22 protein-coding genes are annotated in these 23,858 nt (G+C 52.8%); 8 read left to right on the plus strand and 14 right to left on the minus strand.

Annotation, left to right across the window (positions count from 1 at the left end; translation table 11 throughout):
* Window positions 1-148: 148 nt before the first annotated feature.
* The 5 genes from IP582_RS17150 to IP582_RS17170 all read right to left on the minus strand — a co-directional run bounded on the left by IP582_RS17150 (window position 149) and on the right by IP582_RS17170 (window position 6,106).
* Window positions 149-1,543 (minus strand): glycoside hydrolase family 1 protein, encoded by a 1,395-nt coding sequence (locus IP582_RS17150; protein WP_193793913.1) that lies wholly within the window; start codon window positions 1,541-1,543, stop codon window positions 149-151.
* A gap of 15 nt (window positions 1,544-1,558) precedes the next feature.
* Window positions 1,559-3,418: a PTS beta-glucoside transporter subunit IIABC gene (gene bglF / locus IP582_RS17155; protein WP_193793914.1), complete on the minus strand. Its 1,860-nt coding sequence runs from the start codon at window positions 3,416-3,418 to the stop codon at window positions 1,559-1,561.
* A 141-nt stretch (window positions 3,419-3,559) separates the two neighbouring features.
* Window positions 3,560-4,393: a transcriptional antiterminator BglG gene (bglG, locus tag IP582_RS17160; protein WP_041852022.1), complete on the minus strand. Its 834-nt coding sequence runs from the start codon at window positions 4,391-4,393 to the stop codon at window positions 3,560-3,562.
* A 152-nt stretch (window positions 4,394-4,545) separates the two neighbouring features.
* Window positions 4,546-5,484 carry a tRNA dihydrouridine(16) synthase DusC gene (dusC, locus tag IP582_RS17165; protein WP_041852023.1) on the minus strand — a complete coding sequence of 313 codons (939 nt, stop codon included), beginning with the start codon at window positions 5,482-5,484 and terminating at the stop codon, window positions 4,546-4,548.
* 79 nt (window positions 5,485-5,563) lie between these two features.
* A complete protein-coding gene (locus tag IP582_RS17170) occupies window positions 5,564-6,106 on the minus strand; it encodes a GNAT family N-acetyltransferase (RefSeq protein ID WP_193793915.1) in 543 nt (180 codons plus the stop codon).
* 95 nt (window positions 6,107-6,201) lie between these two features.
* Here IP582_RS17170 and IP582_RS17175 point away from each other — a divergent pair, with 95 nt between their 5' ends.
* The 5 genes from IP582_RS17175 to sanA all read left to right on the plus strand — a co-directional run bounded on the left by IP582_RS17175 (window position 6,202) and on the right by sanA (window position 10,183).
* On the plus strand, window positions 6,202-7,098 hold the full coding sequence (locus IP582_RS17175; RefSeq protein ID WP_193793916.1) for a LysR family transcriptional regulator: 897 nt from the start codon (window positions 6,202-6,204) through the stop codon (window positions 7,096-7,098).
* 137 nt (window positions 7,099-7,235) lie between these two features.
* On the plus strand, window positions 7,236-7,634 hold the full coding sequence (locus tag IP582_RS17180; RefSeq protein ID WP_041852026.1) for a CidA/LrgA family protein: 399 nt from the start codon (window positions 7,236-7,238) through the stop codon (window positions 7,632-7,634).
* Entirely contained in the window at window positions 7,631-8,326 is a 696-nt protein-coding gene (locus IP582_RS17185; RefSeq protein WP_193793917.1) for a CidB/LrgB family autolysis modulator, read from the plus strand. Before IP582_RS17180 ends, IP582_RS17185 begins: the two co-directional genes overlap by 4 nt.
* A gap of 129 nt (window positions 8,327-8,455) precedes the next feature.
* Complete coding sequence (gene cdd / locus IP582_RS17190) at window positions 8,456-9,340, plus strand: cytidine deaminase (protein WP_193793918.1); 885 nt, start codon at window positions 8,456-8,458, stop codon at window positions 9,338-9,340.
* A gap of 126 nt (window positions 9,341-9,466) precedes the next feature.
* The gene (sanA, locus tag IP582_RS17195; protein ID WP_193793919.1) at window positions 9,467-10,183 is read left to right on the plus strand and encodes an outer membrane permeability protein SanA; all 717 of its coding nucleotides are present in this window, start codon (window positions 9,467-9,469) and stop codon (window positions 10,181-10,183) included.
* Window positions 10,184-10,201: 18 nt separating this feature from the next.
* Here the strand turns inward: sanA and IP582_RS17200 are convergent, their stop codons facing one another.
* Window positions 10,202-10,627: a hypothetical protein gene (locus tag IP582_RS17200; protein WP_193793920.1), complete on the minus strand. Its 426-nt coding sequence runs from the start codon at window positions 10,625-10,627 to the stop codon at window positions 10,202-10,204.
* A 226-nt stretch (window positions 10,628-10,853) separates the two neighbouring features.
* Window positions 10,854-11,081, minus strand: a complete 228-nt coding sequence (locus tag IP582_RS17205) for a phage domain protein (protein ID WP_041852031.1) — start codon at window positions 11,079-11,081, stop codon at window positions 10,854-10,856.
* Between the two features lie 420 nt (window positions 11,082-11,501).
* On the opposite strand from IP582_RS17205, the gene IP582_RS17210 reads away from it, so the two are divergent.
* The gene (locus IP582_RS17210) at window positions 11,502-12,386 is read left to right on the plus strand and encodes an SDR family oxidoreductase (RefSeq protein WP_193793921.1); all 885 of its coding nucleotides are present in this window, start codon (window positions 11,502-11,504) and stop codon (window positions 12,384-12,386) included.
* Window positions 12,387-12,729: 343 nt separating this feature from the next.
* Window positions 12,730-14,535, plus strand: coding sequence for a glycoside hydrolase family 15 protein (locus IP582_RS17215; RefSeq protein WP_193793922.1), 1,806 nt, complete (start codon window positions 12,730-12,732; stop codon window positions 14,533-14,535).
* Between the two features lie 90 nt (window positions 14,536-14,625).
* Here IP582_RS17215 and mglC read toward each other — a convergent pair whose 3' ends face one another.
* The 7 genes from mglC to IP582_RS17250 all read right to left on the minus strand — a co-directional run bounded on the left by mglC (window position 14,626) and on the right by IP582_RS17250 (window position 22,826).
* Window positions 14,626-15,636: a galactose/methyl galactoside ABC transporter permease MglC gene (gene mglC / locus IP582_RS17220; RefSeq protein WP_047369545.1), complete on the minus strand. Its 1,011-nt coding sequence runs from the start codon at window positions 15,634-15,636 to the stop codon at window positions 14,626-14,628.
* Between the two features lie 15 nt (window positions 15,637-15,651).
* Window positions 15,652-17,172 carry a galactose/methyl galactoside ABC transporter ATP-binding protein MglA gene (mglA, locus tag IP582_RS17225; protein WP_039079976.1) on the minus strand — a complete coding sequence of 507 codons (1,521 nt, stop codon included), beginning with the start codon at window positions 17,170-17,172 and terminating at the stop codon, window positions 15,652-15,654.
* A gap of 84 nt (window positions 17,173-17,256) precedes the next feature.
* Window positions 17,257-18,255 (minus strand): galactose/glucose ABC transporter substrate-binding protein MglB, encoded by a 999-nt coding sequence (mglB, locus tag IP582_RS17230; protein ID WP_039079975.1) that lies wholly within the window; start codon window positions 18,253-18,255, stop codon window positions 17,257-17,259.
* A 291-nt stretch (window positions 18,256-18,546) separates the two neighbouring features.
* Entirely contained in the window at window positions 18,547-19,572 is a 1,026-nt protein-coding gene (gene galS, locus IP582_RS17235; protein WP_125124179.1) for an HTH-type transcriptional regulator GalS, read from the minus strand.
* 154 nt (window positions 19,573-19,726) lie between these two features.
* Window positions 19,727-20,887 carry a DUF418 domain-containing protein YeiB gene (gene yeiB, locus IP582_RS17240; protein WP_193793923.1) on the minus strand — a complete coding sequence of 387 codons (1,161 nt, stop codon included), beginning with the start codon at window positions 20,885-20,887 and terminating at the stop codon, window positions 19,727-19,729.
* Between the two features lie 21 nt (window positions 20,888-20,908).
* Window positions 20,909-21,574, minus strand: coding sequence for a GTP cyclohydrolase I FolE (folE, locus tag IP582_RS17245; protein ID WP_039079972.1), 666 nt, complete (start codon window positions 21,572-21,574; stop codon window positions 20,909-20,911).
* A gap of 124 nt (window positions 21,575-21,698) precedes the next feature.
* The gene (locus IP582_RS17250; protein ID WP_193793924.1) at window positions 21,699-22,826 is read right to left on the minus strand and encodes a YbfB/YjiJ family MFS transporter; all 1,128 of its coding nucleotides are present in this window, start codon (window positions 22,824-22,826) and stop codon (window positions 21,699-21,701) included.
* A 149-nt stretch (window positions 22,827-22,975) separates the two neighbouring features.
* Between IP582_RS17250 and fghA the strand changes: the two genes are divergently transcribed.
* Window positions 22,976-23,812 (plus strand): S-formylglutathione hydrolase, encoded by an 837-nt coding sequence (gene fghA / locus IP582_RS17255; RefSeq protein ID WP_193793925.1) that lies wholly within the window; start codon window positions 22,976-22,978, stop codon window positions 23,810-23,812.
* Window positions 23,813-23,858 lie beyond the last annotated feature (46 nt).

A 23,858-nucleotide genomic window follows, 5' to 3' on the forward strand; every position in this document is an offset into this window, starting at 1 on the left:
ACGCATGTTGAAGGTACTGCTGTGGGTTATTTTGATTATCTTTTTGATTGGGCTGTTGGTGGTCACCGGCGTGTTTAAGATGATTTTCTAAAAACTCTCCCCTCACCTCCGTGGAAGTGAGGGGGTATTGCGAATGACAGCCGTTAGCTTATCGCTTAAGCGATGCTCCTTTGCTGGCGATGACTTCCTGATACCACCAGAAACTTTTCTTACGGCTGCGCGCCAGCGTACCGTTACCGGCATCATCACGATCAACGTAGATAAAGCCATAGCGTTTGGAAATCTCCGCTTTTGACGCGCTCACCAGATCGATTGGCCCCCAACTGGTATACCCCATCACCTCCACCCCGTCCTCAATGGCTTCGCGTACCTGCACAAGGTGATCGTTAAGATAGCTGATGCGGTAATCGTCATTGATGCTGCCATCCGCTTCCGGTTTGTCTTTCGCACCCAGACCGTTTTCCACGATAAATAACGGTTTCTGCCAGCGATCCCACATGACGTTCAGCAGCGTGCGCAGGCCAATCGGGTCAATCTGCCAGCCCCATTCTGAGCTTGCAAGGTGCGGGTTCGGTACCATGCTGAGTATGTTGCCGCGCGCTTTCTGGTTCAGCTCTTCATCGGTCGTCACACAGCCGGTCATATAGTAGCTAAACGAGATAAAATCGATGGTGGTGCGCAGCGCGTCACGATCCGCATCGCTGATGTTGAAAGTAATGCCGTTTTCGCGGAAGAAACGCAGCATATAACCCGGATATTCGCCACGGCACTGCACGTCGCCAAAGAACTGCCAGGTACGGTTTTGCTGCAGCGTTTCCAGCACGTCTTCCGGTTTGCAGCTCAGCGGATACATCAGGCCGCCGAGGATCATATTGCCGATTTTGGCATCGGGGATAATCTCGTGGCAGGCTTTTACCGCCAGCGCGCTCGCCACAAGCTGATGGTGGATAGCCTGGAAGATCTCCGCTTTGCTGCTACCTTCCGGCAGGCCGACCCCCGTCATCGGGGCATGCAGCGACATGTTGATCTCGTTAAAAGTCAGCCACAGCTTCACTTTGTTCTTATAACGTTCAAATACCGTGCGGGCATAACGCTCAAAGAAGGTAATGGTCTGGCGGCTGCCCCAGCCGCCGTACCCTTTCACCAGCCCCCATGGCATTTCGTAATGCGATAACGTCACCAGCGGCGTCATCCCTTTGCTGATCATCTCATCAAACAGTTTGTCGTAGAACGCCAGCCCCGCTTCGTTGGGCGTGGTTTCATCCCCGTTGGGAAAAATACGCGTCCAGGCAATGGACACTCGCAGGCAGCTAAAACCCATTTCCGCAAACAAGGCGATATCTTCCGGGTAGCGGTGATAGAAATCGATAGCGACATCTTTCAGACCGCTGTCACCTGCCACGCGCTCTACCACGTCACCGAATACGCCTTTAGGTTGCACATCAGAGGTGGAAAGGCCTTTGCCGTCTTCCAGATAAGCGCCTTCCACCTGGTTTGCAGCGATAGCGCCGCCCCATAAGAAGTCATTCGGGAATGTATTCATTGATATCTCCTTTGATTAACGATTGACGGCCAGTAGCGGCATGCCGGATTCCACCGATGTCGATGCCACGGTCGTCACAGCGCGATAGTCGTCACTGTTGCTGATGATGATGGGCGTTGCCAGATCGTATCCGGCCGAGAGGATCGCATCGCGATCGAACTCCAGCAATAAATCGCCAGGCTGAACTTTATCGCCAACGCTGACATGCGCGGTAAAGGGCTTGCCCTCCAGCTTGACGGTATCGATGCCCACGTGGATTAACACCTCAATACCGCTGTCGCTTAATAAACCGATGGCATGTTTTGTCTGAAAGAGTGAGGCCACTTCACCGGCAAAGGGCGCAATCACTTTATTGTCCGAGGGGATAATCGCCGCCCCCTGGCCGAGCAACCCGGCGGCGAAGGTGCTGTCCGGCACCTGTTCAAGCGCCAGTACGGTTCCGGACATCGGTGAGAGGATATCGTTTTCACCCGGCACAATGGTAATCGGTTTTGTCACCGCAGCCGTTTTTGGCATCCCCGCCACAAAGGTCAGGATGCACGCCAGCACCAGCGACACAACCGTACCCAGAATCCCGCCCCACAGGGTGGCATCCACGCCGCCCGGCGGGATCATCTGCGCCAGAGTAAAGACATTGGCAAAACCAAACGAGTAGACGTGACTGTCGCTAAAGCCAACAATCGCCCCGCCGATAGCCCCGGAAACGCAACCAAAAATAAACGGACGGCGCAGCGGTAGCGTCAGACCATAGACCGCCGGTTCAGTAATACCGAAGATACCTGCCGTGGCCGCCGAACCGGCCAGTATTTTCTGACGAGGGTCACGGGTACGCAGGAAAATCCCCAGTACCGCCCCCACCTGGCCCAGTACCGCAGGCAGTAAAATGGGCAGCATCGTGTCCTGGCCGAACACGGTCAGGTTATTGATCATGAGCGGTACCAGTCCCCAGTGCAGACCGAAAATCACGCACACCTGCCACAGCGCACCCAACGCTGCGCCGGCAAGCCAGGGGGCAAAGAGGTAGATGGCCTGATAACCGTGCGCCAGCCCCTGACTCAGCAAGGTTGCCAGCGGACCGATCGCCAGGAAGGTCAGCGGCACAACCACCGCGATACAGATCAGCGGACTAAAAAAGTTCTTCACTGCCGAATGCAGGAATTTATTACATTGCTTTTCCAGCCAGCAGCTTGCCCAGGCGGCAATAATGATCGGAATAACCGAGCCGCTGTAATTGATAAAAGTTATCGGGATTCCCAAAAACGTTTCGCTGACCGCCCCTGGTGTCTGGCTTGCTTCAAAGGCTTTTATCATCATCGGGTGGGTCAGCGCGCCACCAATCGCCAGGGTCACAAAGGCGTTACCGCCAAATTTCTTCCCGGCGGTGTAACCGAGAATCAGCGGGAAAAAGTAGAACAGCGCGTCGCTGGCGGCAAACCAGATTTGGTATGTTCCGCTGTTTGTCGTCAACCAGCCGCAGACCACGGCCAGCGCCAGCAGCCCTTTCAGGATCCCTGATGCGGCCATAATACCGATAAAAGGGGTAAAAATGCCGGAGACGACGTCGATCACGCGACCAACAAGAGAGACTTTCTCCCCTTGTTTCGGCTCAGCAACGGGTGTGTCATCCGTGAGCCCGGCTTCATCACGCACCGCCTGCCAGACGTCATGAACGTGGTTACCGACCACTACCTGAAACTGCCCGCCGCTTTCGACCACCATAATGATGCCTGGGTTGGCTTTCAGCCCTTCGCCATCAGCTTTCTTGTTATCTTTGAGCTTAAAGCGTAACCGGGTGGCGCAGTGCACCAGGCTGGTAATGTTCTCCTTGCCCCCAACGTGGCTGAGAATATCTTTCGCCAGCGCTTGATATTCCATGCTTTTTCCTTACTTCTTATGCCCGAAGGCGGTGACTGAGATAAAAAAAAACCTGAGTCCAGCACCTCGCGGGCCGGGCTCAGGTTTTGCCTGCGAGATGCAGTAACAATCCTGTTTTACACTTCGTTCTTCACGCTATTTTTAGCGTTTATCTTTTCGTACACGCTCAATATGAATCGCAAGGAACATAATCTCTTCTGTGGTGAGGTTCCGCTGATAATTTTGTTCCAGATGGCGGGCCACCTTTTCCGCACAACGCCAGGCGCTGGCATAGTTCTCTTTAACCGCCTGGTGCAGCGACAAATCGTCATCCTCGACCACCGTGCGGGTTAACATACGCTGCGAGAAAAATTTCAGGTGCGTGACGAACCGATGATAGCTGAGCGACTCTTCGTTATAGTCGAGTTTCAACTGGTACTTCACGATATGCAGGATCTCCTGCATCACTTTGGTGATATGCATAACATCCGGCATATCACTGTTAAGCTGGGCGGTAACCAGGTGCAGCGCGATAAATCCGGCTTCATCTTCTGGTAATTCCACGCCCAGGCGTTTTGCGATGATCGCCCGCGCCTCTTGCCCAATCTGGAACTCTTTGGGATAGAGACGGCGTATCTCCCACAACAGAACATTGCGAATCACCTGCCCTGTTTTCAGCCGTTCAATGGCAAAAAAACAGTGGTCTGTCAGGGTGATATAGAGGCTATCCTGCAACTTCCCCAGCCGACCACGCGCCAGTTCAATAATGCGATCGCAGGCGGTCATCACCTCAAGCGGGATCTGATTGAGCAACTCGCTTAAGCGTCTGACCAGTTCGTCACTTTGCAGGGCAAAAATCTTCTCGATTTTGCTGTCATCCAGCTCATCGCCGGTACGTTTCTGGAACGCGAGCCCCCGGCCCATAACGACCTGCTCGCGTTGTTGTTCATCCAGCACGACCACCACATTATTATTAAGTATTTTGGCGATTTTCATCCGAACCCCAGAAACAAAAAAACCTGACTTCCGGCGAATGCCAGAACATCAGGTTTAGCCTGCTTACGCAGTAACAATCCGCAGGAAACTTTATCAGGTTGCTTCATTCACTCAATCAATGCCACACAAAAACGTGACTATGATCGCAGAGTTTACGCTTTCAGTGCCTGAATCGCGCGGGCTATGTCCGGCGAACTCTTGAGGGTACGAATCTGCTCGAACAGCGTAGTCGCTTCGGCGTACTCTTTGCGCAGATAGCCCAGCCACTGTTTGATTCGCGCCACATGATACATCCCGGTATCGCCCTGCTTTTCCAGCCGCGTGTATTTTTGCAACAGCGCAACAACCTCGGGCCAGGGCATACGCGGCGCGTTTTCTTTGACGACCCGGCTCAGGTTGGGGACGTTCAGCGCGCCACGACCAATCATTACCGCATCGCAGCCGGTGGCTGCCATGCAGTCCTGCGCGCTCTGCCAGTCCCAGATCTCACCATTCGCGACAACCGGAATGCTAAGACGCTGGCGAATTTCACCAATGGCCTGCCAGTTAATACGCTCCGCTTTATAGCCGTCTTCTTTTGTTCGCCCGTGAACCACCAGCTCAGACGCGCCGGCCTGCTGAACGGCATCGGCAATTTCAAACTGTCGTGCGCCGCTATCCCACCCCAGACGCACTTTTACCGTTACCGGCAGATGAGCGGGCACGGCTTCGCGCATGGCTTTCGCCCCGCGATAAATCAGCTCAGGGTCTTTGAGCAGCGTTGCCCCGCCGCCGCTGCCATTCACCAGCTTCGACGGACAGCCGCAGTTGAGATCGACGCCCCACGAACCTAACTCCACCGCACGAGCCGCGTTTTCCGCCAGCCACTCGGGGTATTGCCCCAGTAGTTGTACGCGAACCAGCGTACCGGAGGGGGTGCGACTTTGATGATGCAGTTCAGGGCAGATGCGGTAAAACGATTTTGCCGGCAACAGTTGGTCGACCACCCGTACAAACTCGGTGATACAGTGATCGTAGTCGTTAACCTCGGTCAGCAGCTCGCGCACCAGCGAATCGAGCACACCTTCCATCGGCGCCAGTAATACACGCATACATTGCCCCTGAAAAAATGAGGCGACATAGTAGCGCCTCTGACACAGGGAAGAAAGTGTGTTTCAAAACGCTACTGCATCAGGCCGAGCGTCGGTAAGCGTCCGTCGCCGGAAGGGTTGAACTCCCCTCACCCAGCGTGCGCTGCATAATAACAATATCCAGCCAGCGACCATGCTTAAAGCCGACATTGTTCAGCGTCCCTGTCAGGATAAAACCTGCCTGCTGATGCAGGCGCAACGACCCCACATTTTCACTGTTGCCAACGACGGCAATAAGCTGGCGATAGCCGTGATTTTCCGCCCATTCAATGGCTTTCGCCAGTAACGCTTTGCCCGCACCGCGCTGGCGAAATCGCTCATCAATATAGATAGAATCCTCCAACGTGTAGCGGTAGGCATAACGCGTGCGATAGTGTGAGAGGTAGCAATAGCCTTTCACGATCCCCTCTTCGAGAATGACAAACCACGGCAATCCGGCGCTGCGAGTCTTGTTCAAACGCGCCAGCATTTCCTCTCTGTCAGGCGCAGCGGTTTCAAATGAGGCGCTGCCATTCACCACATGCCAGGCGTATATTTGCTGCATTGCGCTAATATGTTGTTCTTCTGCTTCGATAATTTCCATTGTCCGGCTCCTGCTCAGGTGTGTTGACAGGCTAGCCGTAACGCATAAGTACAGACATAGTGCTGCGCTTATTACCTGTATAAGGAAAACTTTGGATGGCACACCTCAGTCTCGATCAATTGACGACCTACAGGCTGGTCATCAGCCGGCGCAGCTTTACCGCTGCCGCCGAAGCGCTGGGGATCTCGCAGCCTGCGGTCAGTTTGCAGATGCGCCAGTTGGAGACCGCGCTGCAAACCCGCCTGATTGAACGCACCGGTCGCGGCGTTCGCCCGACACCGGCAGGGCTGACATTACTGGCCCACTGCGAAGAAATCGAAAAAGCCGTTAGCGCTGCCGTGCAGTCTGTTGCTATGCATAAACTCGATATCAGCGGCACGGTGACGCTTGGCACTGGCGCCACGGTTTGTATTCATTTATTACCTGCCATATTGCAACAGCTACGCAAAGAGTATCCTCAGCTCTCGGTTGGCGTCAGAACCGGCAATACGCAGGATATTGTCCGGGGTGTGGAGGAGAACAGTATTGACATCGGCCTTGTTACCCTGCCCGCCACCAGCAGAAATCTGGATGTAACGCCAGTCCTGGTCGATGAATTTGTCTCTATCACGGCGAAACCGCCCGAGGGCGAGTCTGGCGTTGAGACGGAGCAACTGCCGCTGATTGTTTTTGCCGCCGGGAGCAGCACACGCCAGCTTATTGATGGCTGGTTCCAGCGTGCCGGTAAGAATGCCTCGCCAGTGATGGAGCTTGGCAGTATTGAGGCGATAAAACGGATGGTGCGCGCAGGGCTCGGTTACAGCATTGTGCCGCGGATGTCGGTTACGCAGGCAGAAGATTGCGCTGGCTTAACTGTTCAGCCACTGGTCCCTGCGCTGCATCGCACGCTTGGGCTGATTATGCGCCAGGACAAAGTCGTGAATCGCGCAATGCGCGAAGTGATCCACAGCATTCAGGCGATCCCCTCAGCAGAGCGTAAAGACAGCGCGTAACCCAGGAACAACAATCTTGTGGTAATGCCCGACGTTCCCGAATGGAATGTTTGGTATGCTCAGAATTCATGATGTGATCGGTAGCACATTTCCGGCTTTAATTGTATGATGAATGCGTTTCATCAAGGGTATACACCATGAGTAAATCACTGAACATTGTCTGGCAGTACCTTCGCGCATTTGTCCTGATATATGCTTGTTTATACGCAGGAATTTATATTTCATCACTGCTGCCTATTACGATTCCCGGCAGCATTATTGGCATGTTAATCATGTTCGTCCTGCTGGCACTGCAAATCCTGCCCGCCAAATGGGTCAATCCCGGCTGCTACGTGCTGATCCGCTACATGGCGCTCCTGTTTGTGCCTATCGGCGTGGGCGTAATGCAGTATTACGACATTTTGCGCGCGCAGTTTGGGCCAATAGTGGTCTCCTGTGCCGTTAGCACGGTGATTGTCTTTCTTGTGGTGAGCTGGAGTACCCATCTGGTACACGGCGAGCGTAAGGTCGTTGGCGAGAAAGGTAGTGAAAAATGATGACATATATCTGGTGGTCTCTGCCGCTCACACTGGCGGTCTTTTTTGCAGCGCGTAAGCTCTCCGCACGCTTCAAGATGGCGCTGCTTAATCCTTTGCTGATTGCGATGGTGGTCATTATCCCGTTCCTGCTGGTCACCGGTATTCCCTATGACCACTACTTCCAGGGCAGCAAAATCCTGAATGATTTATTGCAGCCCGCCGTGGTCGCCCTGGCGTTTCCACTTTATGAGCAGTTGCACCAGATCCGCGCGCGCTGGAAATCCATCATCACTATCTGCTTTTTTGGCAGTATCGTGGCGATGGCGAGCGGTGCCGGTATTGCACTGATGATGGGGGCATCGCCAGAGATTGCCGCCTCTATTCTGCCTAAATCGGTCACCACGCCGATTGCCATGGCGGTTGGCGGCAGCATTGGCGGTATTCCGGCAATTAGCGCAGTCTGTGTGATTTTTGTCGGCGTCCTGGGCGCGGTCTTCGGTCATACCCTGCTGAATGCCATGCGTATCCACACAAAATCAGCACGCGGCCTGGCGATGGGTACCGCGTCGCACGCCCTGGGAACCGCGCGCTGTGCAGAGCTGGATTATCAGGAAGGGGCCTTTAGCTCACTGGCGCTGGTCATTTGTGGGATTATTACGTCACTGATTGCGCCATTCCTGTTCCCGGTAATCCTCGCGATAGCGGGCTAAAATTTGCGATGCGTCGCGCATTTTTAATTTGAATTGCATACGTTACATATACAGTGAGATGTTGATCACATATAAAGGCTAAAACGGCCCTTACACTACGATCCCAATACATTGTTATGAGGCAACGCCATGCATTCACGTTTTCACACTGCGTTTCCGACCCTTGCGGAGAATTTACAGGCCGCACTGGCGCCGCTGCTGGCGGACGCGGATTTTCCCGCGATGTTAAGCGCAGAACAGGTAGCGACTCTGCTTAACGCCACAGGAATGGACGAAGACGCGTTGGCTTTCGCTCTGTTACCGTTAGCAGCAGCCTGCGCACGTACTGAGCTTTCGCACTTTAACGTCGGCGCGATTGCCCGCGGAGTCAGCGGCACCTGGTATTTCGGTAGCAATATGGAATTCGCTGGCGCCACCATGCAGCAAACCGTCCATGCAGAGCAGAGTGCCATTAGCCACGCCTGGCAGCGCGGTGAAAAGGCGCTGGCCTCTATCACCGTTAATTACACCCCCTGCGGTCACTGTCGTCAGTTTATGAATGAACTGAATAGCGGCCTGACGCTGCGTATTAACTTACCGGGGCGTGCGCCGCATACCCTGGGTGATTATCTGCCAGACGCGTTCGGTCCGAAGGATCTTGAGATTAAAACCTTGTTACTTGATGCTCAGGACCACGGGTTTGCCCCCAGCGGAGACACGCTTTCCCAGGCAGCTATCGCAGCAGCCAACAAAAGCCATACGCCGTATACACAATCGCCGTCTGGTGTGGCTATTGAGTGTCGCAATGGGCGCATTTTCAGCGGCAGCTATGCGGAAAATGCCGCATTCAACCCGACATTGCCACCACTCCAGGGCGCGCTGAATCTGATGAGCCTGGCCGGGTTCGACTATCCGGATATGCAGCGTGCAGTACTCGCAGAAAAAGCCGATGCCCCTCTCACCCAATGGGACGCGACTGTCGCCACGCTGCGCGCTCTGGGTTGCCAGAACGTTGAGCGTGTTTTGCTCGACTGACCAGTCAACTGCGGGCATTTTGCCCGCAGTGATGAAAAACCCCGCAATTGAACGCCCGTTTCTTGCGATTGCCGGACGGGTAAAGTAGCCTTGAGTGAAATTTAATCCTGTATCGAGTTTGTCCGCATGCTAAAGCGCTTTGTATACAGCCTGTTGGTCCTTATCGGCTTACTGCTGTTGACTGCGCTCGGCTTAGACCGCTGGATAAGCTGGAAAACCGCCCCCTACATCTACGATGACCTGCAGGATTTACCCTGGCGTCAGGTGGGAGTGGTACTGGGCACCGCAAAATATTACCGCACTGGCGTGATTAATCAGTATTACCGCTATCGTATTCAGGGTGCGCTGAATGCCTACAACAGCGGCAAAGTGAATTACCTGCTGTTAAGCGGCGATAACGCTCTGCAAAGTTATAATGAGCCGATGACCATGCGTAAGGACCTGATTGCCGCTGGCGTTGACCCTTCTGATATCGTGCTGGACTACGCAGGCTTTCGCACACTCGACTCGATTGTGCGTACTCGTAAGGTTTTCGATACCAACGATTTTATTATTATCACCCAGCGCTTTCATTGCGAACGTGCACTTTTTATTGCCCAGCATATGGGCATCCAGGCGCAATGCTATGCCGTCCCTTCGCCGAAAAATATGTGGAGCGTACGCATACGTGAATTTGGCGCACGTCTGGGGACGCTCGCTGATTTATATCTGTTCAAACGTGAACCCCGTTTCTTAGGCCCGCTGGAACCTATTCCTTCATTGCAGGAGGTACCTGAAGACGCGCAGGGCTACCCGGCGGTGACCGTCGAGCAGCTGCTTGATTTAGACAAGAAAAATAACTAGATATCTCTCTACCCCACATCAAAACACGGATACACCACGTGCAGGTATTTTGGCAGGTCGAAGTAGCGAATAATTACGTGCCATAAATTCTTGATGGTCGATATGCACTTGTCCTTGCTTATTCAGCGTCCAAAGCCCTGAGAGGGCATTAAATGGCAAAACGATTTCTCCACCGGGCGTCGAGACAATATACTCGCCAGTACGTAAGTAACCCGCATAACATTCAATACGCAATTGCGATCTATTTTGCATTGAAAATTCTATTTTACTGAATCCAGTGGGGATAACGGTATAAAACCAGGCAGGCAAATTAGTTATTTTCAGATCACCAAGATCGGCAACAACAGCATTATCCCGCAATAGCTGCACGGATTTTAAATAGTAGTGAACAGAGGTTTGTCTTTCGTGCGGCGGGTGATCAACTTTAAAATACACAACATTCATAGGCGCTCCAGTTCAGCATCACAACGGACTGCTCACCTATAATATATAGCGTAAGAAGCAGGCAATACGCCAACATTAAGAATTGGCTTAAGTGTTAACGTAGCGGCACTTAACTATTATGTAGTAAAAATAACAAATTAAATAGTAAGATGCCTGGCAATAATGGGCAGCAGACTGCAATAAGCCACAGCTGCTGCAATGTTAATCATTCATAAACTGAGGGGTATCAGGCAACTTTTTCTTCATACTTATGCAGACTAACCTGGAGATCGTAAATGAGGCTTTTAACTTTCTCCGGCGTCAGACTAAAAAACTGCGACTCGAACGTTGAACCGCCCGGCGCATAAGGGGAAGTACTGTAACCAAAACGAATAACCACGCCATTCAAATCTTCCACTGCTCCCACCTGCCATCCATTAACGGGAAATGCAGGAAATGCTGATTCATTGTTCATCCTAATCTCCTTGTGAATGTTGTGACTCAAAGAGCGTAGCACCGAAATGCAAAAATTAACAATAAAGAATAGGTGAAGTTTTAATGTAAAAGTGAATTTGTTATTCCATCCGTTATATCGTCGCGTTTATTAATTACCAACCTAAGTAAATTCCGAATATATGTTATTCAACAGGGAGTTATCAGTTAACGGTTTGTTACCCTCATGTTCAAAAAAAGGACAACCGGAAGATATATCCTTGACGAATCGCTTGATAGAAATAGCCGCTTCGCTAGTTTTATCTTTTACACAAAATAAGAAAAATAGCGCGTTACGTTTGTATAAAAATTAAAAAAAACGTTTCGTTATTTCTGTTCTGATAGCGCGAATGAATATTAAGGTCTACCTTAAAATTCTGGTTTACAGAAGAGGAAAATAATTATGTCACCTGCGGATAAGAAACATCTTCATTACCCACGGCCTCCTTTCCCGGCGCAGCCGCAACAGCCACCGGGGTTGGCTTCCGAGATGAAACCTATTCCCGATCATGGGGAAACAAGTTATATCGGTTCCGGAAGGCTGGCAGGTAAGCGTGCATTAATTACCGGTGGTGATTCAGGTATTGGCCGTGCCGTTGCTATCGCTTTTGCCCGTGAAGGGGCTGACGTGGCGATTAATTATTTACCTGAGGAGCAATCCGATGCCGAAGCGGTGATCGCGTTAATCGCCGCAGAAGGACGAAAAGCAGTCGCGTTACCTGGCGATGTTCGTGACGAAGCATTTTGCCAGCAGCTCGTCGCAAGCGCCGTCCGGGAACTGGGAGGACTGGAGATTCTGGTCAACAATGCCGGACGTCAACAATACTGCGAATCCATTGAAGATCTGACCACCGAGGCGTTTGATGCAACCTTCAAAACGAACGTGTATGCGCCGTTCTGGATAACCAAAGCAGCCATCCCTCATTTGCAGGAAGGGGCGGTCATTATCAATACCACTTCGGTTCAGGCTTATCAGCCCAGCCCTATTCTGCTGGACTATGCGCAAACCAAAGCCTGTGGGGTCGCATTTACCAAAGCGCTGGCACAGCAACTTGGCGCTAAAGGTATTCGCGTCAACGCCGTCGCGCCAGGGCCATACTGGACAGTGCTGCAATCAAGTGGCGGTCAACCTGAGGAAAAAGTGAAACAATTTGGCGCATCCGCACCGCTTGGTCGCCCGGGTCAACCCGTGGAAATTGCCCCGCTGTATGTGCTGTTTGCCTCGGATGAGAGTTCCTACTCTTCTGGTCAGGTCTGGTGTTCTGACGGCGGAACGGGAACACTGTAAAACCTGTGGCAGGCTACGGCCTGCCATAGCTGTTGTGGCTACGCTTGCTTTTCATTGGGTAAGAATTTTCTTAATTTACGTTCAACCTCACATCGGTTTTGCTCACATTTCTCCTTTTTCCGGGCATTGTGCCCTGCTCCGTTTTTGCCCGGGATATCCAAACCGAACGTATATCTCCCGCCGGGAGCGCCAACGCTAAACAGGAATACATCCTCAGCGACCTTTAGTCAGCCTGATGAAAAGACAGGTCATTTTCCTGCGCTATCGCCAATCCTTGTTACGCTTGATCTACGCACTTATTTATGGCGGCAGATGGCCGCCATACTTATGACCAGGAGAAAAGATGAAGAACGAGTCGTACTCTCATCCGCCGCGTCATGATGGCTATGCGGGACTGGGCGATTACGCCGCCATTGGCGATGGCCGCTCGGTGGCGTTAATCGCCCCCGACGGCGCAATTGACTGGTGGTGCGCCCCCAATATGGACTCCCCGCCGCTCTTCGATCGCATTCTTGACGCCGCCGGCGGCGGTTATTTCCAGATTGAGCCCACCGGTGATTATCGCGTTGATCGCCGCTACCGGGAAAACAGCAATGTGCTGGAAACCTTTTATGAGACAGCATCAGGTAGCGTGATGTTGACTGAATCCCTCAATAGCAATTACGCCGGACGATTGCCCTGGTGTGAACTGGCAAGACGTATCGAAGGCATTAAAGGCGAAGTTGAACTGCGGGTGATATTTGTGCCGGGCACAGCGGCCTGTACCCGCTCTCCCTGGATTCAGAACACCAACAAAGGCCAGGTTATCCATATTGGCGATTTAATGGCGATGCTGCGGACCTCTGACGATGTCACCGTCACCCATTTCGATGACCACGCGATAGAGGGAACCGTTATCGCCCGTGAAGGTGTGCGTTCACTGGTGGCGTTGCTGGTCAGCCATAAAGAGCCGCTCGCCGTACCCTCTCTTGAAAAAATTGACGGCCATATTGATATCTCCGACCACGTCTGGCAGTTATGGTGCGAAAGCCTGACCTATAAAGGCATGTTCCCTGAGCACGTGACGCGTTCGGCGCTGGCGCTAAAGTTCCTGCTCTATTCCCCGACCGGCGCCCTGGCGGCGGCACCGACCACATCGCTGCCGGAAGACATCGGCGGCGAGAAAAACTATGACTACCGTTACGCCTGGACGCGCGATGCCTGCATGATCATCCGTGCTTTTACCGTTATCGGTGCGCTGGAGGAGTGCAAAGCGGCCTTCTCGTGGCTTACCAACACCATCCTGCGCCATGACGGCAAAGTCCGCGTCTGTTATACCCTTGATGGCGGCATCGTTCCGGCGGAAAGCTACCCGCCATTATGCGGCTATAAGAACTCACGCCCGGTACGCACAGGCAATAACGCACGTGACCAGCAACAGCTCAGTATGTATGGCGATCTGCTGGCCACCGCTCTGCTGTTTGTCCGCGCCGGACACGTGCTGGATCTTACCACCGCCCGGCTGCTCGCCTCGCTGGCGAACACCTGCGCCGATATCTGGAAGCAGGCGGACTCCGGCATCTGGGAACTGCACGACCTGCAACACTACACCCACTCTAAAATCACCTGCTGGATAACGCTGGATATTGCCGCGCATCTGGCGCGTGAGGGGCACCTGGAGGCAACCTGGGTGGCCCGCTGGGATCGTGAAAAAGCGCGCATCGAGGCATGGGTCGAGACGCATTGCTGGTCGGAGAAAAAGCAGGCGTATACCTTTTATGCTGGCAGCGACCGGCTCGACGCCTCGCTCTGTCTTGCCTGGCATTATGGTAAGCACTGTAATCCGCAGCGCATGCGTTCAACCCTCAACGCCATTATGGACGAACTGGGGCATGGCGAACCCATGCTCTATCGCTACAGCGGTGTCGAGCAGGAGGAGAGCACCTTTGTCGCCTGTTCGTTCTGGATGGTGGAGGCGCTGGCGGAGATGGGGGATAAAACCCGCGCCCGGCACTGTATGGACACCATTCTTAAGACGCTCTGCGATAAGGGCAACGTGGAGACGTTTAATGAGATGTTCGATGTGCGCAGCGGCGAATGGCGCGGCAACGTGCCGCAGGGGTTGAGCCATCTGGCGCTGATTTGCGCCGCCGATGCGCTATCAAGGTAAGGCAATCCCGAATTCGGCATTAAATCACCTTATTCGGATTTGCTGCAAAAGTAGCCCGGATAAAGCAACGCCTCATCCGGGTTCTGATTGTTATTTCTTACGCGCGTATTTCAGAGAGTCCAGCGCCACCGCGAAGATGATGATGCCGCCCTTAATGATATACTGCCAGTACGGGTTGATACCGATATAGGTCAGACCGTAGTTGATAACGGTGAAGATGATTACACCAGTCACCACGCCCAGAACCGTACCTACCCCGCCGCTAAAGGAAACGCCGCCAACCACGCACGCTGCGATAGCATCAAGTTCGTACATAAAGCCGAGGTTGTTGGTTGCCGAGCCGATACGACCGGCTTCCAGCATCCCACCGAACGCATAGAACACACCGGACAGGGCATAGATCATAAGCAGGTTCAGCGCAACGTTAACACCAGACACTTTCGCCGCCTCAGGGTTACCGCCGATAGCGAAAATGTTTTTACCGAAGCGCGTTTTATTCCACAACACCCAAACGAAGGCGACAGCAATCAGCGCATAGAAAGTGATGTAAGACAGACGGAACGCACCCAGTGCGATAAAGCCTTGCGTGAAGGTTGAGAAGCCGCTGTCAAAGCCGGAAATCGGCGATGCACCCACGAAGTCGTAATACAGGGAGTTGATACCGTACACGATGATCATGGTACCCAACGTGGTGATAAAAGGCGTCACGTTGAGGTAAGCAATGATAATACCGTTCACCAGACCGATGATTGCACCGATCACACAGACAATGCCGATGACCGCGATGATCGGCATAGTGTGCATTTCCGGGAACACTTTGTTGACGTTTTCCATCGACTGCAACAAGGTCGCTGCCACTACCGCCGCCAGGCCTACCTGGCGCCCTGCGGACAGGTCAGTACCCTGTGTCACAATCAGCCCGGCTACGCCCAGTGCGATGATAATACGCACGGAGGATTGGGTCAGAATGTTACTTAAGTTCAGCAGACTTAAGAACGTAGGATCCTGGAAAATAATAATCGCCAGTAACACTAAAAGAACAACGTAAATACCGCCGTCTTTCAGATAAGTGAGAAAAGTTTTTTTATTTAACGCACTCATGAGGAGCCCCTGATCTTAAAGGTGCAAAGACGCAAGACGGAGTATTTCGTTTTGCGTTGTCGTTTTAGTGTCAACAATTCCGGCAACGAGACCATTGCTCATAACCAGAATACGGTCAGTGATACCCAACAATTCAGGCATTTCAGAGGAGATAATAATAATCCCCTTGTTTTTCTTCGCCAGCTCCGCAATCAGCTGATAAATCTCGAACTTCGCCCCAACGTCAATACCGCGCGTGGGTTCGTCAAGCATTAATATTTCCGGTTGGGTTAACAACCAGCGACCAATAATCACTTTCTGTTGGTTACCACCGGAAAGCGATCCGATCTGGGTACGGTGGCCGGGTGTTTTCACGCGCATGGAGTCAATAACCCATTGGGTATCGCTTTTCATACGGGAATTATCCAGCAGACCGACTTTATTTTTATAATTCTGAATATTGGAAATAAGCGAGTTAAATCCGATATCCAGGTAAGCGTAAATACCGGTAGAGCGACGCTCTTCGGTAACCAGTGCGAAACCATTATTGATGGCTTCATTCGCATTATGGTTATTAATATTTTTGCCGTGTAGCTTAATCGTACCCGTGGCTTTTTCACGAATACCAAATAATGTTTCTACGATATCGGTACGCTTCGCCCCAACCAGACCAGCAATACCAAGAATCTCACCTTTACGCAGATCAAAGGAGATATCGCGGATTGACGGCTGGCGCAATGAGGTTAGATTACGCACTTCGAGGATCGTCTCACCCGGCGTGTTCTGGCGATCCGGAAAACGTTGGTTGAGCGAACGCCCTACCATCATCGCAATGATCTTGTCCATATCCAGCCCTTCGAGCGGCTGGGTCGCAATCCACTGACCATCACGCAGGATCGTAATTTCATCACACAGTTGGAAGATTTCTTCCATCTTATGGGAAATATAAACAATACCGCAGCCGCGATCTTTCAGCTTACGGATGATTTTGAAAAGATGATTAACTTCTTTTTCGGTCAGCGAAGAAGTTGGTTCGTCCATGATGACAATTTTGGCATCGTATGAGAACGCTTTTGCAATTTCGATCATCTGCATTTGCGAAACAGATAATGTACCGACACGCGCACGCGGATCAATATCAATATCCAGCTCATCAAAGATGGCTTTTGTATCACGGTACATTTTGTCCTGATCGACAAACACGCCTTTGGTTGGGTAGCGACCTAACCACATGTTGTCCATTACAGAACGCTGCAACACCAGGTTAAGTTCCTGGTGAACCATTGAGATACCATTTTCCAGCGCTTCTTTTGCAGAATGGAAATCGATTTCTTTTCCCTGAAAAAGAATACTACCGGAGTCTTTCTGGTATATCCCAAAAAGGCATTTTAATAATGTCGATTTACCGGCGCCATTTTCACCCATTAATGCATGGATTGAGTGCGGACGCACTTTTAAATTCACATTATCGAGAGCCTTTACCCCTGGAAAAGACTTGTTGATATTGCTCATTTCCAACAAGAATTCACCGGACGACTGAGTATTATTGCTGACCATAATTGTACCTTGTTGGCCTGGCATATCGTATTATAAGGGCGCAACTATTATTGTTGCGCCCGGTGAGAACATGCTTAAAACGAATTATTTACCGATGAACTGAGACAGATTGCCCTGATCTACACCAACGTAAGGAATACGAACAATTTTGTTCTCAATTTTCCAGTTGGTGCCGTCAGCTGCGCCTTTACCGTCTGCCAGGTTTTTCGCCAGATCGAAGGTTGCTTTTGCCTGGTTGTTGGCATCGTTCAGCACGGTACCGGCCATTGCGCCAGATTTAACCAGTGCCAGGGCTTCTGGCAGCGCATCCACGCCGAATACCGGGATGGAAGATTTGTTGTGCGCTTTGAGCGCTTCAACCGCACCCATCGCCATCGCATCGTTGTTCGCGATCACGACTTCAATTTTGTTTGCGTTCGGACCAGACAGCCATGCGTCCATTTTGTCTTTCGCCTGAGCGGTATCCCACATTGCGGTATCTAACTGCAGTTGCTCAGTTTTGATGCCTTTGTCATTCAGCTCTTTAATAACGTAAGTGGTACGAGCTTCAGCATCCGGGTGACCTGGTTCGCCTTTCAGCAGAACGTACTGGATTTGACCGTCTTTGTTCAGGTCCCAGTTTTTATTGTCAGCCCAGTGTTTGGCAATCAGGTCGCCCTGAATAATGCCGGATTCTTTGGAGTCAGTACCCACATAATAAGCTTTGTCGTAGCTGTCCAGCGCTTTGCGAGAAGGTTCTTTGTTGAAGAACACAACCGGAATGTTCTGGCCACGTGCTTTTTCGATAACGGTGCCTGCAGCAGCCGGGTCAACCAGGTTGATTGCCAGAGCTTTAACGCCTTTCGCCAGCAGAACGTCGATCTGGTCGTTCTGTTTGGACTGGTCGTTCTGGGAGTCGTTCATCAGCAGCTGTACGCCAGAAGCTTCTTTGGCGTCTTTCTCGATGGCTTTACGGACAACTGACATGAAGTTGTCGTCATATTTATAGATGGTCACACCAATACGGGTATCAGCTGCATGTGCGGCTGCGCCAAAAAGCATGCTTGCCATAACAGCAGACAGAGTCAACACCTTCTTATTCATGGTATCTCCGGTTTTTTTATGCAGGGTAGTTCATGCGAATAATGATCGGCGGGGCAGCAAGTTAATGAAACGTTACTGTTCGCCGAAGTTCACTCAAAAAATTCTTTCTTCCGTGTTCGGTAACGCTCCAATAATCCGCTTTCTTCGATGCTTCAGGCTGAATGACTCGGTGAAAATGAATGATCACCGTTACATTGTGTTTCAGCTTCTAAAACGCTGACATCATAGTCACCGCCTTGTTAAGATACTGTGAATTTACTCACAGATTGAAAACGGTTACATCAACAAACATCATAAGTTAGTGATCGTTGCCACAGATTGACGTGAAGCGACAGAATGACGGCGTACCAGGGTTGGCATAAAGCAGTGTGTTGCATCAGGATCGAGCTTGCCCGCAGCGCCCATCAGCGCCAGTTCAGTGGCCAGGCGGGCCATTGAGGCAATCGGGTATCGCACCGTCGTCAATTGCGGATCGGTATAACGGGCAATCGGGATATCATCGAAACCAATGAGAGAAAGATGCGGTGGCACCGCAATGCCATTATCTTTCAGCGCCGTTAATGCCCCGGCGGCCATGCTGTCGTTATAGGCAAACACCGCCGTAAGCTGCTGGTTGCGGCTCAGGAGCTCCACCATAGCAGCCTCCCCACCCTGCATATCCGGTGAACCCATACCCACCCAGGCATCCGGCGCGGCAATCCCCTGCTCCGCAAGCGCTTTAACCCAGCCCTCACGGCGCATGTCGTTATCTTCAATCTGATGGCTGGAGGCGAGATAGCCTATGCGTTGATGTCCGTGATTGAGCAGCATGCGGGTGGCCATCACCGCACCGCTGACGTTATCGAGTGAGACGCAACGGTGGACATAACCCGGCACCACGCGATTGATCACCACCATGCCTGGGATCTGTTCCATAAACCCGGCGAGTTCTTCATCGCTTAACGCTTTTGAATGAACGATCAATGCGTTACATCGTTGACGTATCAGCACCTCAATAGCGTGGCGCTCTTTTTCCGCTTCGTGGTAGCTGTTGCCGATGAGCACATATTTCTGATGCTGTTGCGCCACGGTATCTACCGCTTTCACCAGCGCGCCAAAGAAGGCGTCGGAGACGTCCATCACCACCACGCCAATGGTGTCGCTGATCTGCGTGGCCAGTGCCTGGGCGTTGGCATTCGGGCGATAGCCCAGTTGCGCAACCGCCTTCATCACCGCTTCCCGCGTTTCCTGACTGACCAGCGCACTGTTATTCAGCACACGGGAAACCGTCGCGACGGAAACGCCCGCCTGACGGGCCACATCACGAATGGTGATCATATTGACCAACCTTTATGTTGATTACGGCAGCTCACAGATACCCCCTGTTTAGCAAGGAGGCTATTCTCTCAGTCGGCGAGAGGTTGCTGCGTGAGTGGCATCACATGAATGGAAACGGTTACATCCATTTTGTTAATGATTGTGATCCAGATCGTTATCTGGATGTGCGCGGCAATGATGTCCCCGCAGCACGCGCGGTTAATTGCCGCCACAACCACTCCATCGGCCCCTGCCGGAACCGGCGCAGCCAGAGAACAGAGAAGAGAATATTGACGGCCCAGACCGGTGGGACGAAAGCCAGCAGTTGCAAGCGATCAAACTTCATCACCAGGCCGAATTGAAAAAACAGCGTGGTACAAATGAGCGTTTGCAGCAGATAATTGCTCAGTGCCATCCGCCCAACGCAGGCCACGGCATTAACCAGTCTCCAGCGGCACAGTTGCGGCCAGAAACCAAAGATAAGCGCGGTATAACCCAGCACCTGTATGGGTGCGCCCAGCTCACGTGGCGCTTGCAGGATAAACGCGCACCAGCGATATGCCCAGTCAAGTTGCCATTGGGCAATGACAGCCGGCAGGTTTATCGCTACGCCAAGCGCTATCAAAAAGCATCCCGTACGGCGATAGTGCCCCAGGCTGAATTGTCCTTTCAGCCAGCCGCTACGCATCAGCGCTGCGCCCAGCAACATCAGCCCGGCCAACTCCCAGCCATACTGCGCCCCCAGCGCCAGCAGACCGCTGGACAGCATATCAGCACGATTACTGATGGCCTCCATCATACTGCCCGTGGTTTTCCACCAGACTTCATACTGGATATTGGCTGGCCCCGGCAGCCATGAACGGTTTGGCGCACTGCCAGATATGAATCCCAGCAACAGCAACACCACAATGCCAATCAAATACAGCGCCAGCCCGGTATTGAACAACGCTTTCACACTTTGCGCATCGCGAATCATGCGCCAACTGATAAGCCCCACCAGCCCGTAAGCCAGCAATATATCGCCATCCCAGAAGACCAGCGCGTGAATAAAACCCAGCAGTACCAGTAACGTTAAGCGTGACTGGATCCAGCGCTTGCCGCGTGGCAAGAGCATTTGCAGGCCCGCGCCAAAGAGAAGCGCAAACAGGGAGAGGAATTTAACCTGCGCAAACAGGTCGAGCAGCGCCCATGTCCAGGCATCGCTTAAGGTTATGCTGCCAGCCCAGGCGGGATTAAGATAGGCCGCCTTTGGCAGTCCAAAAGCGGTGATATTCAGGAGCAGGATACCGAGAATGGCAATGCCACGAACAAAATCCAGCGTGACATTTCTCTCCATGTATCCAGCTCTCCGGGCTAATTAGTTATGGTGACGTACTGCGCGCAGGAACTCCTGGCGAGTGTTCTGGCTGGACTTAAACAGGCCGCCCAGTGACGTCGTGGTGGTGGCGCTGGTAGCATCACGAATGCCGCGTGCTTTCACACAGTAATGTACCGCGTCAATGGACACCGCCACATTATTGGTACCCAGCAGCGTTTGCAGCGCCGTCAGGATCTGCTGCGTCAAACGTTCCTGCACCTGTGGACGCTGGGCAAAGAACTGCACAATACGGTTAATTTTCGACAGACCAATCACCGACTCTTTGGGAATATAAGCGACGGTCGCTTTCCCATCGATAGTGACAAAGTGGTGTTCACAGGTGCTGGTCAGCGTAATATCACGCACCGTCACCATCTCATCCACTTTCATTTTATTTTCGATGACGGTAATTTTCGGGAAATTGGCATAATCCAGTCCCGAGAAAATTTCATCAACGTACATTTTGGCGATGCGATGTGGGGTTTCCATCAGGCTGTCATCATTCAGATCGAGATTAAGGAGTTGCATAATCTCGGTCATATGACCGGCTATCAGGCGTTTACGGGTTTCGTTATCCATGTCGACAGGCGGGCGCAACGGGGTTTCAAGGCCACGGGCAACCAGGGCTTCATGAACGAGAGCCGCTTCTTTACTGAGTGATGACATTTTTTATTCTCCTGCAGGTGTGGCATCTTCGCCGTGCGACGGGCGAAGCGAGCAATCATTGTGCGTGAGGTCGCGCACAGAATCCAGTATTCAAGGTGATAATTAATGAAATTGCTCGTACCTTTCACGCCGTCCGTTTCCAGACCAAAATCCCGCCGAGCAGCAGCGCCAGCCCGGCCAGTCCCAGTGCGGGTTCCAGCCGCTGCGTAAGCCAGGTGGAGAGCGCAGACGTCATCGGCCCAATCAATTGCCCGACGGCATAGCCGGTGGTGAGCAAACCCGCCATATACCGGGTATGATTCGGCGCCAGTTCACGGCCATAGAGCAGCGATAACTGCACCGCACACAGAAAACCCCCGCCGACCAATAGCGCGCCAATGACAAGCCCACTCATCCCCGGCAATACGCAAGTGGCCACCACACCCAACCCTTGTAGCCACAGCACAATCGCCAGCCGCTGATGGCTGTGGCCCACATGACGCAGGGCAATACTCAGCCCAATCCCGACGACTGCGGCAGCGCCAAACACCGGCCAGACAAACTGCGCAAAGAGACTACCAGGAAAGCGCAGCGCCGCCATTTGCGAAAGAAAGGTCGCGGGTAAGATGTAGCCAAACCCCGCCAGACTATAGCTCCAGACCAGTCGTTTCAGATCGGTCGTCAGATGCAGCGGTTCCGGCTGAACGCCGGAGCGATGTAACTGACCCGGATGCGGCAAATAGCGGGCGACCAGGACCACCAGCGCCAGGGCCAGTACGCCGTAGACCTGCCAGGCTGCCATTGAGGAGAGCGCGCGCGACTGAATAACCACCGCCAGCAGGCCGCTCAGGGCGATACCCGCCCCCGGCCCGGCAAACACGGCGGCACTCAAACCCGGACGGGCGTAATGCGCCAGACGCTCGTTCGTCCAGGCCGCGGTAAGCACCATCGCCCAGCCGCTCATCGCACCAATCACCAGACGCAGCGCGCCGTGTGCAATGGCGTTATCCGCCAGCGCCGAAAGAAAGGTCAGCGCAACAGCACCCGCAACGCCAAGATACAGACGCATCTCGATATGTTTACTGGCGCGCATCGCATCCCACGCTCCCAGCAAATAACCGAGGTAATTCATCGCGGCGACCAGTCCGGCACTGGTTAACGTCAGTTGTCCATCGCGAATCATCAGCGGCACCTGGGGCGTGAAGGCAAAGCGCCCTATTCCCATTGCCACCACCAGTACGATAAAGCCGCAGAGCGCAATGCGTAGCGCCATGAAAACCTCTGACGTTAAAAAAAAGTAAAATTTATGATGCATTATGATGCAGCGAGGTGAAAGTGAAAGTTACTCACAGGCGCATGAATTATCTGTATTATGAGTGATCGTCACGCTTTAACTGTTAACAAATAATCAAGGAGCCTTGCATGGAATTGCTTGAAGAGCACCGCTGTTTTGAGGGGCGCCAACAACGCTGGCGGCACGACTCCACCGTGCTGAATTGCACCATGACATTCAGCATTTTTTTACCGCCCGTGAAGACAACAACACCCCCTCCGGTGCTGTACTGGCTGTCGGGCCTGACCTGTACAGATGAAAACTTCACCACCAAAGCCGGCGCGCAACGCGTTGCGGCTGAGTTGGGGATTGTTCTGGTAATGCCAGATACCAGTCCGCGCGGCGATGACGTTGCCGACGCCGATGGCTATGATCTGGGGAAAGGCGCGGGCTTTTATCTCAACGCCACCGAACAACCGTGGGCGGCGCATTACCGCATGTATGACTATCTACGCGATGAACTGCCCGCGTTAATTCAATCACAATTTACCGTCAGCGAACGTTGCGCCATCAGCGGCCATTCCATGGGCGGCCATGGCGCGCTGATCATGGCGCTGAAAAACCCGGGGCGCTTTACCAGCGTTTCTGCGTTTGCGCCGATTGTAAACCCGGCACAGGTCCCCTGGGGACAGAAAGCCTTTAGCGCTTATCTGGGCAACGACATCTCAACCTGGCAGGCCTGGGATAGCTGCGCACTGATGCTGGCCAGTCAAAATAAAGATGCGATCCCGACGCTTATCGATCAGGGCGATGCCGATCAGTTCCTCGCAGAACAGCTACAGCCTGCCCGTCTGGCTGAGGCCGCCCGCCAGACCGGCTGGCCGCTCACGCTTCGTGTTCAACCTGGCTATGATCACAGCTATTACTTTATGGCCTCGTTTATTGAAGACCACCTGCGTTTCCACGCGCAATATCTGCTGAAATAATCACCGGAGGGCGGTGCCCTCCTCTTTACGATTCCTTACACTTTTC

Origin of the sequence: Citrobacter sp. BDA59-3 (assembly GCF_015167655.1) — a bacterium.
GTDB lineage: Bacteria > Pseudomonadota > Gammaproteobacteria > Enterobacterales > Enterobacteriaceae > Phytobacter > Phytobacter diazotrophicus.